Source organism: Bradyrhizobium sp. SYSU BS000235 (assembly GCF_049747295.1).
GTDB lineage: Bacteria > Pseudomonadota > Alphaproteobacteria > Rhizobiales > Xanthobacteraceae > Afipia.
Genome location: NZ_JBMHJM010000001.1, coordinates 3,844,396 through 3,860,289 on the forward strand (window position 1 = coordinate 3,844,396; position 15,894 = coordinate 3,860,289).

Genomic DNA, 15,894 nt, shown 5'->3' on the forward strand with positions numbered 1-15,894 from the left:
CCGGCGGGCTTTTTCTTTGAGAGAGTCGTGAGGCCGTCCTTCCCGCGGCTGCTTTCGTGATCGTGGTCGATCGCCTGCTGCGGCCGCTCAAATCTCCTGCGCCGGCGGTTCGCTGATCAGAATCTTGATGCGCTGTGTTTCGGCGGGGATCCCCGGATATCGGACTTCGATCGTCACGGCATCGACGCCCGTGAAACCCGGTTTCGAGCGATAGAACGCAACGCGGCCTGGGACTTCCAGCGCAACGCAGTGCTTGTAATTCGTTCCGCTGATCCTGCCGCGCTTGACCGTGACGGTGCCGTGCGTTGGTTTGGAAATGACGCGGATCGCGGGCAGTGGCCCCGACGTGCAATCAGGTTCGAGGTTGATAAAAACCCCGATGCGGATGTCCTTTCCGGGTGGGCCCTTGGCGATGCGTTCCACAACCTGTTGGGCGACAGCGCCTGTGTTCATTCCCGCAAGAAGCCCCCAGGCGGCCAGACAGCTTGCGGCAAATGAGATCAATGCGCGTCGTGGCCGTGCCAAAGCAAGAACCGCGTCAGTTGCCATCGCACGGCCTCCATATGACTTGGATCAATAACTTCAAAAATCACGCAAGTTCTCAATCAGTCCAAAGCATAGCACGAAGCGGCGCGCCTGACATGAGGAGACGCACCGCGGATTCATCGACCGCGGCTGGCCGTCGTTAGAGGCCCGAAAAAGAAAGAGCCCGGCGGGCCGGGCTCTTTTGCATGACCGATTGGAGTGTCCGGTGCTCGATCCCTTACATAAAGATCGGCAGTGTTTCGGCCCCTGCACTCAGGCTGAGCGCGGTCTCTGGACTGTTGAATTCCGTATTTTCGATGCTGGGAGGCTGTAGCGATGCATCGCCCGCAGCGTCGGCGCTGACGCTATCGGCTGCCGGCGCGACCGCCTTGCCATCCTCCTGCGTTCGCTGGCTCAGGTAAGGCGAAGCGAACATGTTCACACCGCTGTGGTCGAGTTCGACCAACGGCGTAAAGTGCTGCAACTCGCTGTCGGCTGACAGCGCAGCATAGCGATTGTCGAGCACCGTCCACGTGCCATCGATGTGCACTGCAAGCACGGCGTGATCCTCGCGCACGGCGCGATCGCGGACCAAAAGTACGCGCAGATCCTGTTCGGCAACGCCCGCTTCACGCAGCAGCACATACTTGGCAATCGCGTAGTCCTCGCAGTCACCGCGGCCGCTGCCGAGCGAAGCCAGCGGCGAGGACCAGACGTCGATCGCGGCATGCTGGATGAGATCGCGCGTGTAGCGGATCGCGGTGTTGATCAGCCGATTGGCGGCCTCGATGCGCGCCTTGCCCTCGCGGCCGCGCACGTCATCTACCATCAAAGAGAATTTGCGCGCCGCTTCACTGCACGTGGCGCCGTCGGTTTTACAATTTGCAGCGTCGCGCATGTCAGCTGCGATGTCGCTCTGGACCGAGCGCCACTTGCGCCACAGCACGCCTTCCGGCGCGCGGAACGTGAACAGGCCAAACGGCTCGTTCGTGGTTTTTGGACGTTCCACGGTGATCATGTCGCCCGGGGCATCGGACACCACGTCATCTGTCGTGATGGACGCGAGGCGAACCGTTGGCACCGGCGGCGCCTTACCGTCGAGCTTGGCCAGAACGCTGTTGATCGAGAAGAACTTCGCCCCGTTGGTTGGCGCCCGCACCGGTTCGGCCGCAAGCGGCGCCATCATCGAGGGCGTGATCAGATCGTCAAAAATGTATTTCCGTGGCTTGGCTTTCGCCGCAGCCTCGGCCGGCATTGCTGCACCCGCGATCAATGTGAGGCATGCAATTGCCCCGATGGCGCAATGCGCCCGTGAAACAAACGACATAATAAACGCCCCTGTATCCCGGGTCTGTCGGTCGGCCTTGGGGCCGATCCCGTCCCGTGTGATGGGGCGATCATGGGCGAGTGGAATGAGGGGTGCGTTAAGCGGCGTTCACTGCTGGGGCTATATTGGGCGGCAAGGGAAAGCCCATCACAACGCAAAGAGCGGCGATTGAGGCAAATTGTCCCTAAGTCTGTAACGGCGCGTTAACGCTGACGAAGTGTGAAGCGTTTGAACGGCGAGCGCGCCTTAGCGCTCGCGGAGTGCTTCCTCGCGCAGCATGCGCGCGGGTTTCACGAGATAGTCGAGCACCGATTTCGATCCGGTGAGGACTTCAACCGTCGTGACCATGCCGGGGATGATCGGCAGCGGATGCTCCGTCGTGCCGAGGTGGTTCTTGTCGGTGCGGACGATGACCCGGTAGAACGCCTCGTTCTTTTCGCCGCCGCCACCGCGCTCCGCCTTGTCGTCGACAATGGCGTCGGCGCTGATGCGCTCGACCTTGCCCTTAAGCGAGCCGAATACGGAAGAATCGTAGGCCGTTACCTTGACGACGGCATCCTGGCCGGCGCGGATGAACGCGATGTCTTGCGGCCGGATGCGGCCTTCGACCAGCAGAGTGTCGTCGAGCGGAACGATGTCCATCACGTTCGCGCCGGGCTGCACCACGGCCCCGATGGTTGTGACATTGAGCTTGTTGACGATGCCATGCACTGGCGAGCGCAGGTCGGTGCGAAACACGCGGTCCTTCGCGGCCTTGATGTTTTCGTCGAGCACGGCGAGATCGCCGCGCGATTTCGCAAGATCTTCGTCCGCCTGGGCGCGCAGCGTGGTCTTGGCGTTTTCCAGCCGTGATTGTGCTTCCTGGATGGCCGCAGAGGCCTTCGCTTTCGACGCCTTGATCACTTCGATCTGTCCGCGCATTTCGCTGGCCTGGCGGTCGACGCGCAGCATTTCGATTTCGGGCACGACCTTCTGTTGAAACAGATTGCGGGTGAGATCGACTTCGCGCTGCAGCAGTTTCAGTGTTTCGGTGAGCTTGACTTCGGTGGCGTTGTATTCGTCGTATTCTCGGCGGCGCTGGGTTTCCTGTTGCGCGACGACGTCGATGTCCTGTGCGAGCTTGCGAGCCCGCGCCTCGTACAGACTTCTTTCGGCGGCGACAGCCTTGGGCGCCGATTTTTCGAGATCAGCGGGAAATACGAGCTTGTCCTTGCCCGCGGCTTCGGCTTCGAGACGGACGACGCGCGCTGCGGTAGCTGCGCGCCTTTCACGGATTTCGCCGAATTCAGACGCGAACTTCGTGTCCTCGATCCGCATCAAGGTTTGGCCCTGGTTCACCATGGCGCCTTCATCGACGAGGATGGCGCCGACGATGCCGCCTTCGAGCGATTGCACGACCTGGATCTGTCGCGTGGGAATGACGCGCCCGTTGCCGCGCTTCACTTCATCTAGCACGGCAAAGTGCGCCCAGATCAGGCCAATGAGGAACAGCGCCAGGGTGCAGATCAGGATCAGGCGCGCCGTGCGTGGCGTGCGCAACTCGACGGCCGCGCGGATGTCGTTGGCGAAGGCGAAATCAGACTGCTGCATTGGTCTTCACAGCCGGGGCTTCGAATTTGACGGGCTCGTTCCGCTTTGCGCCTGCCTGCAGCGACGCCAGAATGGCTTCGCGCGGGCCGTCGGCAACCAGCTTGCCTTTCTCGAACACGAGGATGCGGTTGACGAGCGAGAGCAGGGACGGGCGGTGCGTGGACACGATGATGGTCATGTCCGATTTCGCGAGGCCTTTCAGCCGCTCGAGGAATTCGGTTTCGCTGCGCACGTCGAAATGCGCGGTCGGCTCATCCATGAACATGATCTTCGGCTTGCGGATCATCGCGCGTGCAAGGCCGATGGCTTGCTTCTGCCCGCCGGAGAGGCTGCGGCCGCCCTCGGCCACCGGCATGTCGTAGCCGAGCGGATGACCGGCGATGAATTGCTCCACACCCGAGAGCCTCGCAGCCTCGATGACCTCTTCATCAGTCGCGGAGGGTTTGCCGATCGTGATGTTCTCGCGCAGCTTGCCGAAGAACAAGTCGGTGTCCTGCATGACGAAGCCGATGCCCGCGCGCAGGTCGGCAGGGTCGTACTGCCGTGCTTCGATGCCGTCGACAGCGATGCCACCTTCCGTCGGATCATAGAATCCAGTCAGCAGGCGGCCCACCGTGGTCTTGCCTGAGCCGACGCGACCGATGATCGCCACCCGCTCACCCGGCGAGATCGTGAACGATACGCTGTCGAGCGCTTTCTCCTTCGAGTTCGGATAACTGAAGCTGACCTTGTCGAAGGTGATCGCGCCGTGCTCGATCTTGCGCGAGACGTAGGAGCGCCCCGGCGGCCGCTCGCGCTCGAGCCCCATCAGGCGGTCGATCGAACGCAGCGAGCTGATGGTCTGGGTTGCGCGGGTGATGAGAGAGGCAAGGCTGGAGATCGGCGCCAGCACGCGGCCGGACAGCATGTTGGCGGCGATCAGCGAACCCATGGTGATTTTGCCGTCGAGGATCAGGAACACACCGATCACCACCAGCAGCATGCTGGTGATCTGCTGCGCGGAGCTGGTGATGGTCAACGCCAGCGACGACCAGAAGTGTACGTCTTCGCCGGAGCGCGCTGTGGCGGCAACGGAGCGTTCCCACGCTGTTTGCATCCGGGATTCCGCGCCCGTCGCGCGGACGGTTTCGATGCCGGAGAGCGACTCAATCAGCACGCCGTGACGCGCGGAGGATTCCGCCTGCAGCCGCTTCATGGCGCGGTCCAGCGGTCGCTGCAGCAGGAAGCCGGTGCCGATGACGATCGGCAGCATCAGCAGCGGGATCCACGCCAACGGCCCTGCGATGATGAACAGCACCACAATGAAGATCAGCGCAAACAACAGGTCGGTGGCCGCGATCACGGTGCCCGAGGTGAAGAACTCGCGCACGGAATCGAAATCCCGCATCTGGTTGGCGAGAATGCCGACCGAGGCCGGCCGGTTCGCCATTTTCACCGCGAGGATGTGTTCGAAGATATCGGCGGCGAGCACCACATCGATCTTCTTGCCGGTGAGGTCGACAATGCGGCTGCGCACGATGCGGATCACGAAGTCGAAGGCGATGGCAAGGCCAAGACCGATCGCAAGCGCGACGAGGGACGGGATTGCCCCGTTGGGCACAACGCGGTCGTAGACGTTCATCGTGAACAGCGGCGCCGCCAGCGCCAGCATGTTGACGAGAAGTGCCGCCAGCGCGACGTGGGTGTAGTTCGAGCCGAAGCGGCGCACGACCGACCAGAACCAGTGAGTGCGCGGCAGATCGCCGGATGCCACGGCGCGCGGATCGGCGGTGGCGACGGGTTTGACCAGGAAGAAGTAGCCTGAATAACGCGCAGCGAGGTCCGCAAGCGGCAGGCTTTGCGGCAGTTGCGGATTGGCCGGATCGACGACCTGCGCAATCTGCGTCATCTCGTCGAGCTTCCGGAAGATCAGCGGCACGCCATCCTTCATCACCAGCAGGGCCGGCAGCACCAGCGCGGGGATGTCCGTAAGCGCCCGCTTGGCGGGAGCGATTTCGAGCCCGGCGCGCAGGCCTGCGCGCTCCACGAGCGATGCAGTCAGACGGCCCTCGATGATCGGAAGACCCGCGATCAGAGCTTCGCGGCTGATGGCGCGGCCATGATGGGCGGCAAGATAGATCAGCGCATCGGCGAGCGGATCGCGCTGGTTGTCGACACGTTCATGCGCATCGGTTTTCGGAACGTCACGATATGTCGCCGCACTGGGATTCACTGGGGCACGCCCTGGCCAATAATAATTTTACTCAAATACTCTCATAGCGCAGCGCACATGGCCGCAGCATGAAACCTTTTGGTAAGCCTAATGCAGATCGCGGAACCGTCACGAGTACGGCTCCGCGTCACTGGTCCGCGCCGACTGCCGGCGCGGGCGTTAAGGTAAATGTGCTTGTCAGCGGGTCGCGGAAGCCTGCGCTTTCGAGACCGACCACTTTGTCGTGTTTGCCAACCACCCGTTCACATCGTTCACGCTGTTCCAGCGTTCATCGAATGCCTTGCCATTGGCGGCAAAATTCAAAGCGGGGACTGGTTCTGCATGCACAGGCACTTGCAGCGGTTCCGGTCCCGAAACCGGCGTATGCAGGATGATCGGCGGCAGCTTGGTCGGGATCAGACCGAACGGCACTTCGTTGAGCGGCTCGGCATCAGCCGGCGGCGGCGCCTTCACATACTGAATCAATCCGCCCATCGCAGCGAGCAGTTGATAGTCGGCGAACACGGCGACGTTCTGGGTCGAGACCAGTGACACCAGACCGTTGAACAGCTGGTTCTGGGCGTTCAGCAGGTCGACCAGCGAGCGCTGACCGAGTTCGTATTCCTTCTGGTAGGACACGATGACCTTGCGGTCCGACGTGATCTGCCGGTTCAGGGCCGTGATGCGGTCCGCAGTCAGGGTGCGGGCGGCCCAGGCTTTGTCGATCGATTCCACCGCGTCGCGCTGCAGGCGCGCGTGCTTCATGGTTTCCTCGACATAACGCTCGGCCATTTCCGAGCGCTTCCAGGTGTCCTGTCCGCCGCGGAAGATGTCCCAGCTCACGACAACCTTGCCGCTGACGTCGTCACGCTTACCGACATAGCCATTGGCGTCGGTGCCGGAGGCTGCACGGCCTTCGAGATAGACGTTGGGGACGAACGCGCCCGACGTGCTCTTGAAGGCATACTTCGCGGCGCGGGCATCGGACTCGGCAGCCTGAATGGTCGGATTGAACTTCAGCGCAACAGCGAGCGATTCATCCTTGCTCTTCGGCAGTCCGGGCAGGCGGTTGGGCTGACGGAGATTGAACGGTTCGAGGCCGACAGATCGGCGGTACTTCGCGCGGGCCTCATCGAGGCTCTGGCGGAAACCGGCGAGGGTAGCGATCGCGTTTTCGACGCGCTCACGGGTCTGCTCGAGGTCGCCTTCACCGGCGCGACCGCCTTTGAAGCGTGCCTGAACGTTGGCGAACAGGTTCTGGTGAACCCGCACGTTGTCTTCGGCGATCACGATGAGGCGCTGGTAGCGCACGACATCGACATACGCTTCAGCTGCATCCAGCGCGAGCAGTTCGGTCCGTTCATGGACGCGCGCCGCGGCGGCATTCACGCGCGCGGACTGGCGCCAGATCTCATTGATCGAGGAAAAACCGTCGAACACCAGCTGGCGTGCGACGACGGAGACTTCCCGCCCGTTGCGCCAGTCACCGTTTCCCAGCGGAGCGGGTACCACCTGCTGGTTGAAGCGCTCAGGGCCGGTGCGGGCCTCGAGCCGGACCTGTGGCAAAAGTGTGCCCTGCTGCTGTCGCAATTCGGACTCAGTCGCGCGGCGATTTGCGGCTGCTTCGCCGACCCCGGGATTGGTCTTGATAGCCTGCTGAAGGGCGTCGTTGATTGAAAAGGCCGTCTGACTGAATGCGTTCTCGGGATTAAAACAGCTGAGAAGCAATGCCGGAATGGCGTACGCCAGTGTTCGCATTTGATAAAAGTCCCAACCGCAAAAAGGCTTAATAATTTAGAAACGATCGGGTTTGAGTAGCAGACCTCGCGGGATAGTGAAATGGTGGCTTTTTCGAGTCTTTTGAAATGTGGCACTTGGGCCACATTTTTGACCCTATTAGGTTAACGCCGAGTCGGTTTAAGGTATTATATTACTTCAATCCATCGGCACGTAACAGTTGTGACAGGCTGTCGGGAACGCCCTTTGCGCTGGGTGAGAATCAGAGGCGAAGGAGATGGAACTCTGAGTGCGGGGTGGGCGAATCGAGGTCGCCTGGCAAGTGAAAGCCCGCCTCCGGAAGCGGAAAGCGGGCTGAACAGAAGACGATGACCGGCGCTGACCGGCCGGTCCATGATCTCGGCGATCAGTGGTAATGATGGTGCCGGCGCTTCTTTTTCCTCACAGGCGGCGGCTGATCGTCGTAGCCATAGCCATTCTGACGATATCCCTGCTGCTGGAAGGCAATAATCGGGTTGAGTTGGCAATAGGCGCGCCGGCCGGAGGCGCTCGCCATGCATTGTCCATAGGTGTCGTAATAACAAGTGCCGGGCCCGGCCGCGAAAGATTCGACCAGACAGTAGCGATAGACCCTGGCTGCTTCTGCCGGGGACGAACTGAACGCATAAACACCCGCCACAGCCATCAGAGCCCACATTGCATTGCGCATCGAATTCTCCGCGAAGCGATTGACGTAGAAAATCAAACCCCGTCTTTGGAAACTTAGTTCCGCAGGGGTGAACACTATCTTGTTATTGTATCGTTGGTGTTGAGACCCGAGGAAGGCCATGCTACTGCTCCCCGCGTCGCGGGTGTAGCTCAATGGTAGAGCAGCAGCCTTCCAAGCTGAATACGAGGGTTCGATTCCCTTCACCCGCTCCAATCTCAAAACGCCCACCATCGCTCGGCTTTTGCCGCCCCGGACTCCAAATAGAGATCTGTCGCTGATCTTTTGACAAGCGCCGGACAAAAGGGCGTTCGTGCCGGGCTCTGCGACGATGGATCTCGCGCTGGTGGCGATCCGACAGCCATGATGAACTCCTATCCTTGAGAAGATCGGCGCGATCAACCGCTTTCCGGGAGTCTCTCAACGAGGGCCCGCCAGCGAGGTCTGCCTAAATGACGTTTTTGGAGACGGTGCCACAGGCGGACCGTTAGCTGCCTTGCTCAATGGCGCGGGCGGCTGCGCATGCAATCTTCTAGGCATTCTTCGAACCGTGCCGTCCGCTTCTTCTGGTCCGAAAAGTGGAAAGCACCTCAGACCAAAGGCCGAACAAAATCGGACCTTGGTCCAATCCAACGGCGAAGAAACTAGGACCTTCGTCCCGATATCCCTCGGACCTTATTCCGTTCCTCGCGCCGCGCACCGGTTCTAATGAACAGGATGTCATAGTCCTGGCTCGCGGCCAAATCCGCAGAGCCCAACGGAGTGAGGGCGTCATGGTCTCATACATCAAGAGCGATCTCGAATTCATCTTGAAGCAAATCAAGATTGCAGAGGCCCATGCCGCGTTCACCCAGGGTGTCAGCACCGGCGATCCCCTCAATCCGGCGAAACCGCTTTTCGGTCCGGGCGGATCAGTGCCGGCTTATAACGTGTCTTGGGGGCTGCGCACTGTCGACGGAACATACAACAATCTGCTTCATCCCGACTGGGGGTCTTCCGATACCGAATTTCCAGAAAATCTGGGGACGGATTTCAGGCCGGCGGAAGGTGGGATGCTTGATCCGGACGGCCCCGGACCGGCACCGGCCTTTCCTACTCAACCAAACTACAATCCCTCCAACGACCCGAATTCTGTCGTCGTTGATGGCAGCGTCCGCACGATCTCCAATCTGATCGTCGATCAAACACTCAGCAATCCCTCGGCCATTCTGACGGCCTTGCAGCGTGCAGGTATTGTCCCGCCCGATCAGCAAATGGCCGTCACGGCCCAGATTACGGCGGCTTTCGAACCGATCGAACCGTTGTTCGAGGCACTGACCGCAGCCGAAGTCGCAGCGGCGGCAGCAAGCGCCGCCGCAGCAGCGAATCCTGGCGATGCTGATCTGGCCGCGGCCGCAGCGGCGGCCGAAGCAGCCCGAGCCGAGGCTGAGGCGGCGCTCACCGATGCGCGTGCCGCGCTCGATGCACTGCTTGAAGCCAGCGGCATCGAACTCGACGGCGTTAACGTCTCGATTCCGAATGCAGCACCTGACGAAGGCCTCTCAGCTTCGTTCAACTCGTGGTTCACGCTTTTCGGCCAGTTCTTTGACCACGGTCTCGACCTCGTCGCCAAAGGCGGCAGCGGCACGGTGTTCATCCCACTGCAGCCGGATGATCCGCTCTATGATCCGGCAAGCCCGACCAACTTCATGGTGTTGACCCGCGCGACGGTCCTGCAGCCAGGTGCAGACGGTGTCATGGGCACGGCTGACGACGTTGAACGGCCCATCAACAACACGACGGCATTCGTCGATCAAAACCAGACGTACGCGTCCCACGGTTCACATCAGGTATTCCTGCGTGAGTACGCGTTCAATGCGGCAGGCGATCCGGTGGCAACCGGTAAGCTCATCCAGGGCGGCACCCAGGGCATGGCGACGTGGGGTGACCTCAAGGTGCAGGCGAGGGACTTGCTCGGAATTCAGTTGGTCGATTCCGATGTCGGCAACGTGCCGCTGCTGGCGACCGATGAATACGGTAACTTCATTCCCGGTGCGAACGGCTTCGCGCAGATCGTCTTTCCTGGCGCGTCGCCGGGTAGTTTCGTGCTGGTCGAAGGTGATCCGACAGCCAATGGCGGACTTGGTGTTTCGGTCGCGGGCGCGGTGCGCACGGGTCACGCTTTCCTTGCCGATATTGCGCATGACGCCGTTCCTGACGGGCTGGCCGATGGTGATATCGAAATCGGACTCGACAACGGTGACGGCTCCGCGACCGATGGCAATTACGATAACGAACTTCTCGACGCGCATTTCGTTGCCGGTGACGGCCGCGCCAACGAGAACATTGGCCTGACCGCCGTCCATCATGTGTTCCATTCCGAACACAATCGGCTGGTTGACCACACCAAAGAGGTCGTACTCGCAACCGGCGATTTGGCTTTTCTCAATGAGTGGCTCGCTGTGGATGTCGCCGCCCTGCCGACGACGGCGGAGCAGATCGCGGCGCTTGTGTGGGACGGAGAACGTGTCTTCCAGGCGGCAAAATTCGGCACCGAGATGCAGTATCAGCATCTCGTTTTCGAGGAATTCGCGCGTAAGATTCAGCCCAACATCAACGTGTTCTTGGTCCCCGACGGCTTCGATGTCACCATCGATCCCTCGATCGTGGCCGAGTTCGCCCACGTGGTCTATCGCTTCGGTCACTCGATGCTGACCGAGTCGATCGACCGCTTCGATCCGGCCTTCAATGAGAACCATATCGGTCTGATCGAAGGTTTCCTCAACCCGCTCCAGTTCGAGAACAATGGAACTGGCGCTGCGGTCGACGCAGATATCGCGGCGGGCGCCATTGTCCGCGGCATGACTCGCCAGGTCGGCAACGAAATCGACGAGTTCGTAACCGGCGCGCTGCGCAATAATCTGCTGGGCTTGCCCCTCGATCTCGCGACGATCAATCTGGCCCGCGGCCGGGATACCGGTGTTCCTTCGCTGAATGAAGCCCGGTCCCAGTTCTACGCGGCGACGAACCAGGACGTCCTGTTGAAGCCTTACGAGAGCTGGGTCGATTTCGCCGGCCATCTCAAGCACGAAGCATCAATCATAAACTTCATCGCGGCCTACGGCACGCATTCGCTGATCACTGGTCAGGATACCATCGAGGGCAAGCGCAACGCTGCGCTGACCATTATCACCGGCGTCTCGGTTGGCGGGCTTGAAGTGCCTCCTGATGCGGTCGAGTTTCTCAATGCGACCGGTGCCTATGCCGGTGGCAGCCTCGGCGGCCTCAACGACGTCGATCTCTGGATTGGTGGGCTGGCGGAAGCGATCATGCCCTTCGGCGGCATGCTGGGTTCGACCTTCAATTTCGTTTTCGAAACGCAGATGGAAAAGCTGCAGAACGGCGACCGCTTCTACTATCTGCAGCGTCTCGATGGTCTGCATCTATTCGGTGAAATGGAGAACAACTCCTTCGCCGCGATGATCATGCGCAACACCAATGCGACGCATCTGCCTTCGGATGTGTTTTCGACACCAGGCCTTATCCTTGAAGTCGATCAGACCAGACAGTTCAACGATCTGGACGGTGACGGGACTCTCGAGAGCGCCGACCCGGTGGGCAGCGGCATCCTGACTCCGCTGGTGGTCCGCAACAATCCGGCTACGCCGGGCACCGATACCAATTATTTGCGTTACACCGGCGGCGACCATGTCGTGCTCGGCGGCACCGAGGCCGCCGACATTTTGATCGCCGGAATCGGCGACGATACGTTGTTCGGCGACGGCAACAACGACAGGCTGGAAGGCGGCTTCGGTAATGACATCATCAATGGTGGCGCCGGAGACGACATCATCGTTGACAGCGGCGGTGACGACAACATCAAGGGCGAGAACGGCAACGACGTGGTCCATGCTGGGCCGGGTCTCGATCTGGTTATGGGCGGCGCCGGACAGGACTTCATTTTCCTGGGCACCGACATGGGCTCGGAAGTGTTCGCCGGGGAAGGGAACGATTTCATCTACGGCAACAAGAATGCCGAACGTATTCTCGGCAACGAAGGCAATGACTGGATCGAGACCGGTACCTTCGACGGTGCGCCGGGCGACAACTTCGACGAAATCTTCGCTCAGGATGGCATCGACGGCCATGACGTGTTTCTGGGTGACGGCGGCTTCGATGAGTTCATTGCCGAAGGTGGCGATGACATCATGGTCGGCAGTGCCGGCCGAGGCAAAATGGTCGGTATGTCCGGCTGGGACTGGGCAACGTACAAGGACAATGACTTCGGCGTAGATGCCGACTTCACGCGTGGCATCGTATTCGATGAGAATCCGAATCCGCCGATAAACGGGACGCTGGACGCGTATGAAGCGGTCGAGGGATTGTCCGGCTCCAGCCATGACGATCTTCTCACTGGCTCCGATGTTCTTGCGGAAGAGCGTCTTCCGTTCGCGCAGGGAGGAACGGAAGGATACACCGGCAGTGCTCTTGACGCGGAGGGCATTGCTCTTATCGCAGGTCTTCAGGACGTGCTGGGTGCAGGCGTCACCTCCTTCAGTGCAGGCGAGATCATCCTCGGCGGCGACGGCAGCGATATCATCACCGGACGAGCCGGCGACGATATCATCGACGGCGACAAATGGCTGGACGTGCAGATTGGTGTATTTGCCGCGGGGGATACTGCGCATATCGGTCCGACATCGGCGCTGCACGACAGCATGACCACGCTGGCGACGGCTATGTTCGCGGGCAACATCAATCCCGGCCAGTTGGGCATCGTGCGCACGATCAGAACTGCCGACGGCGCGGGAGACACGGACGTCGCGGTATTTTCCGATGACCGGGCGAATTACGACATCATAGCGAATGCGAACGGAACTATTACCGTCGCGCACGCGAGAGGCACCGCCACGGATGGGACAGATACGCTCCGCAACATCGAAGTCCTTCGTTTTGCGGATGGTGATCTGACGCTGACGCCACCGGTGCTTTCACTGGATGCTTTCGACAGCGGCGAGTATCTGGATCAATTCACGAATCAAAATTACACGAACACGCAAGGTGTAACGCCGTGGGCGGGCTCATGGGCTGAAACCAGTGATCCGGTTGCCAATGTTGCGACAACAGGTGCCATCCAGGTCATTGGTGGCACCACGGACAGCCTGCGATTCGGTGAGAATGGCGGCAACGGCGCCAGCATTCAGCGAACCGTGAACCTTGCCGGAGCAACAACAGCGACGCTGACCTTTACATCCGATGCCAACAATCTCGAGGCTGGCGAAGGGATAACTGTTTTCTTCTCCGCCGACGGCGTCACGTTCAACCAGCTTGGTGGGCTTATCGGCGGGAACGGAGGCGTCACCAACCAGACGTTTGACCTGACGGGTCCGTTCACGGCCAATGCGGCGGTGCGCTTCGTGACCACTGCGATGAACAACGCGAATGAAAACGTGTTTGTCGACGACGTGAGGATCAGCTTCGTACGGCCTGTAACCCCGCCGAACGAGGATTTCGCGACAACCTTCACCGAAGGTGGTGCTGCTGTCGCGATTGCCAGCGGCCCGCTGGTCACCGATGCCGATAGCACTCAGCTGGTATCCGCAAGGATTGTGCTGACGAACGCTCAACTGGACGATCAACTGGTTGTCGGGGCGTTGCCTGCGACAATCACTTCCGCGATCGACCTTTCAGTGTCGGGTCAGATCATCGTCAATCTGATCGGTGCAGCATCGTTCGCCGACTATCAGGCTGCGATCCAGGCGGTGTCGTTCGTGAATGACTCGCCGAGCCCTACGGCCGGGGCGCGAACAATCAACGTTACGGTGAATGATGCGATCTTCGACAGTAACATTGCCACTTCGACGGTAACGGTGGTCGGGGTGAACAATGCTCCGGTTGCGGCTGATGACGCTGTGATCACCAATTTCGCAGCCAACGCAGTTTTCAGCATTCCTGAGTGGGCATTGCTTGCCAACGACGTTGATCCAGATGGTGATGCGCTGGACATCACGGCTGTCGGCGGTGCCAACAGCATTGGAAGTCTATCGCTCGCGACAAATCCCGGTTCCGTCACCTTGTCGGACACCGGCGGCGCCAACGGCTCGTTCACATATACCCTGAGCGACGGGAGCCTGACGGACGGCACGGGAAATGACGTGACGATCACGAGAGACACCAGCCCGGCCACTGTGGACGGCACCACCGGGAACAACATTATTGTTGGTGACGGCACCAACAGCGCGTTCAATGGTCTTGCCGGTGATGACATCATTTTCGCGGGAGGCGGTACCGACACGATCACCCAGACAGGTAGTACCGGTGGGCGCGACTTTGTCGATGGTGGCGCAGGCGTCGATACCTATCAACTGAACGGCGCTGCAGGTGCCGAAACATTCGTTATCTACAGTCGCGCCGCGGCGATCGCGGCATTCGCCGGGTTGGTGCTTAACGATCTCACCGAGATCGTGATCACACGCAACGGCTCCGTCATTGCGGAGCTGGACAATATCGAGGAAATTCGCGTCAACACTCTCCTCGTAACCTCTCCTCCCGGCACCGGTGGATCGAACAGTGGCGATACCATCCAGGTGGTCGGTGATTTCACCGGCACGAGCCTTAATTTCAATACGATCACCATCGATGGCGATGCAGGTAACGACACCATCGATATTTCGTCCCTCGATTCGGCGCATCGCATCGTCTTTAGATCAAATGGCGGTAACGACACGATCGTCGGGACGTTGAGACCTCAGGATGTGATCGAACTGCCGGACGGCGCGACGCGCGATGACTATGTGCAGACGGTGGTCAACGGCGTAACGACGTTGAGCAACGGAAATCACAGCGTGACCTACGTTGCCGACGGAGAGGGACCGCAAATCGGCCCCGATGACGAGGGTACGCCAGACGAAGATGACGGCTCGCCGCCGCTTCCAGGAAGTGTGCGCTCGGGAACGGCGCAATCCGACACGTTGGTCGGTACCGCCGGTGACGATAATATCGTCGCATTCGCCGGAGACGACGTTGCGATCGGGGATGGCGGCGCCGACGCAATTTCCCTGGGCGACGGTGCGGATTTCGCCAATGGCGGAGCCGGCCGGGATGTGATCTTCGCCGGTGCGGGCGACGATCAGGTGATTGCAGGTGCCGATGCAGATATCGTGTACGGTGACGCCGGAGCTGACCGCATCCTCGGTGATCAGGGTAATGATCTCCTTACCGCCGGGGCGGGAGACGATACAGTCTTCGGCGGCGCCGGTGACGACCTGATCGTTTCGGAGGTCGGTGACGGCAACGATGTCTATTTTGGTGACGAGAGCGATGGCGGCGTTGGTCGCGACACCCTCGATATTTCGGCTGCGACCGTCGGCGTGACAGTCAATTTGGGTGCTAGCGCACTTGGAAAAGGCAGCGCCGTCAGCAGCCAGACGGGCAACGATACGCTCTGGGGCATCGAAAACGTCAATACCGGTTCGGGCAACGACACCATCACCGCGAGCAATGCGGTGAACGTGATCGATGGCGGTGCAGGAAACGACGTCTTCAAGTTTACGTCGACCGCTGCGGCGAACGGCGACACGATCCTCGGATTTGAACCCGGCGATCGGCTGGATCTCAGCGGCATCGATGCCAACAGCGGTGCCGCGGCGGACCAGGCATTCACCCTTGTTACGGGGGCTGCCTTCACGGCGGCAGGTCAGCTCGCGGTATCCTACGAAACCCGGGCAGACGGCGAATATACGGTTGTCACCGGAAATACGGGTGGAAGCACAGAGGCTGATTTCGCGATCTCGATCGAAGGTCATCAGAATCTGACCAACTCGAATTTCAATCTCTGAA

General features: G+C 60.4%; 7 protein-coding genes and 1 tRNA gene. 2 read left to right on the top strand and 6 right to left on the bottom strand.

The window, feature by feature from the left end; translation table 11 throughout:
* Positions 1 to 87: 87 nt before the first annotated feature.
* The 6 genes from ACP0KA_RS17870 to ACP0KA_RS17895 form a co-directional block, all read right to left on the bottom strand.
* Entirely contained in the window at positions 88 to 549 is a 462-nt protein-coding gene (locus tag ACP0KA_RS17870) for a hypothetical protein (RefSeq protein WP_424630071.1), read from the bottom strand.
* 214 nt (positions 550 to 763) lie between these two features.
* Complete coding sequence (locus ACP0KA_RS17875; RefSeq protein ID WP_424630072.1) at positions 764 to 1,852, bottom strand: transglutaminase-like cysteine peptidase; 1,089 nt, start codon at positions 1,850 to 1,852, stop codon at positions 764 to 766.
* A 246-nt stretch (positions 1,853 to 2,098) separates the two neighbouring features.
* The gene (locus tag ACP0KA_RS17880) at positions 2,099 to 3,442 is read right to left on the bottom strand and encodes an HlyD family type I secretion periplasmic adaptor subunit (protein WP_424630073.1); all 1,344 of its coding nucleotides are present in this window, start codon (positions 3,440 to 3,442) and stop codon (positions 2,099 to 2,101) included.
* Entirely contained in the window at positions 3,429 to 5,654 is a 2,226-nt protein-coding gene (locus ACP0KA_RS17885) for a type I secretion system permease/ATPase (protein WP_424630074.1), read from the bottom strand. The genes ACP0KA_RS17880 and ACP0KA_RS17885 overlap by 14 nt, the downstream gene beginning before the upstream one ends.
* Before the next feature lie 177 nt (positions 5,655 to 5,831).
* Positions 5,832 to 7,391 carry a TolC family outer membrane protein gene (locus tag ACP0KA_RS17890; RefSeq protein ID WP_424630075.1) on the bottom strand — a complete coding sequence of 520 codons (1,560 nt, stop codon included), beginning with the start codon at positions 7,389 to 7,391 and terminating at the stop codon, positions 5,832 to 5,834.
* Between the two features lie 385 nt (positions 7,392 to 7,776).
* A complete protein-coding gene (locus ACP0KA_RS17895) occupies positions 7,777 to 8,079 on the bottom strand; it encodes a DUF3551 domain-containing protein (protein WP_424630076.1) in 303 nt (100 codons plus the stop codon).
* 138 nt (positions 8,080 to 8,217) lie between these two features.
* Here ACP0KA_RS17895 and ACP0KA_RS17900 point away from each other — a divergent pair.
* Positions 8,218 to 8,291 (top strand) — tRNA-Gly (locus tag ACP0KA_RS17900).
* 558 nt (positions 8,292 to 8,849) lie between these two features.
* Positions 8,850 to 15,893, top strand: a complete 7,044-nt coding sequence (locus tag ACP0KA_RS17905; RefSeq protein WP_424630077.1) for a peroxidase family protein — start codon at positions 8,850 to 8,852, stop codon at positions 15,891 to 15,893.
* Position 15,894 lies beyond the last annotated feature (1 nt).

What these genes read in the sequence shown, in the direction of transcription:
- ACP0KA_RS17890 (WP_424630075.1), bottom strand. Translation starts at nt 7,391, where the DNA reads ATGCGAACACTGGCGTACGCCATTCCGGCATTGCTTCTCAGCTGTTTT.
- ACP0KA_RS17870 (WP_424630071.1), bottom strand. Translation starts at nt 549, where the DNA reads ATGGCAACTGACGCGGTTCTTGCTTTGGCACGGCCACGACGCGCATTG.
- ACP0KA_RS17895 (WP_424630076.1), bottom strand. Translation starts at nt 8,079, where the DNA reads ATGCGCAATGCAATGTGGGCTCTGATGGCTGTGGCGGGTGTTTATGCG.
- ACP0KA_RS17905 (WP_424630077.1), top strand. Translation starts at nt 8,850, where the DNA reads ATGGTCTCATACATCAAGAGCGATCTCGAATTCATCTTGAAGCAAATC.
- ACP0KA_RS17875 (WP_424630072.1), bottom strand. Translation starts at nt 1,852, where the DNA reads ATGTCGTTTGTTTCACGGGCGCATTGCGCCATCGGGGCAATTGCATGC.
- ACP0KA_RS17880 (WP_424630073.1), bottom strand. Translation starts at nt 3,442, where the DNA reads ATGCAGCAGTCTGATTTCGCCTTCGCCAACGACATCCGCGCGGCCGTC.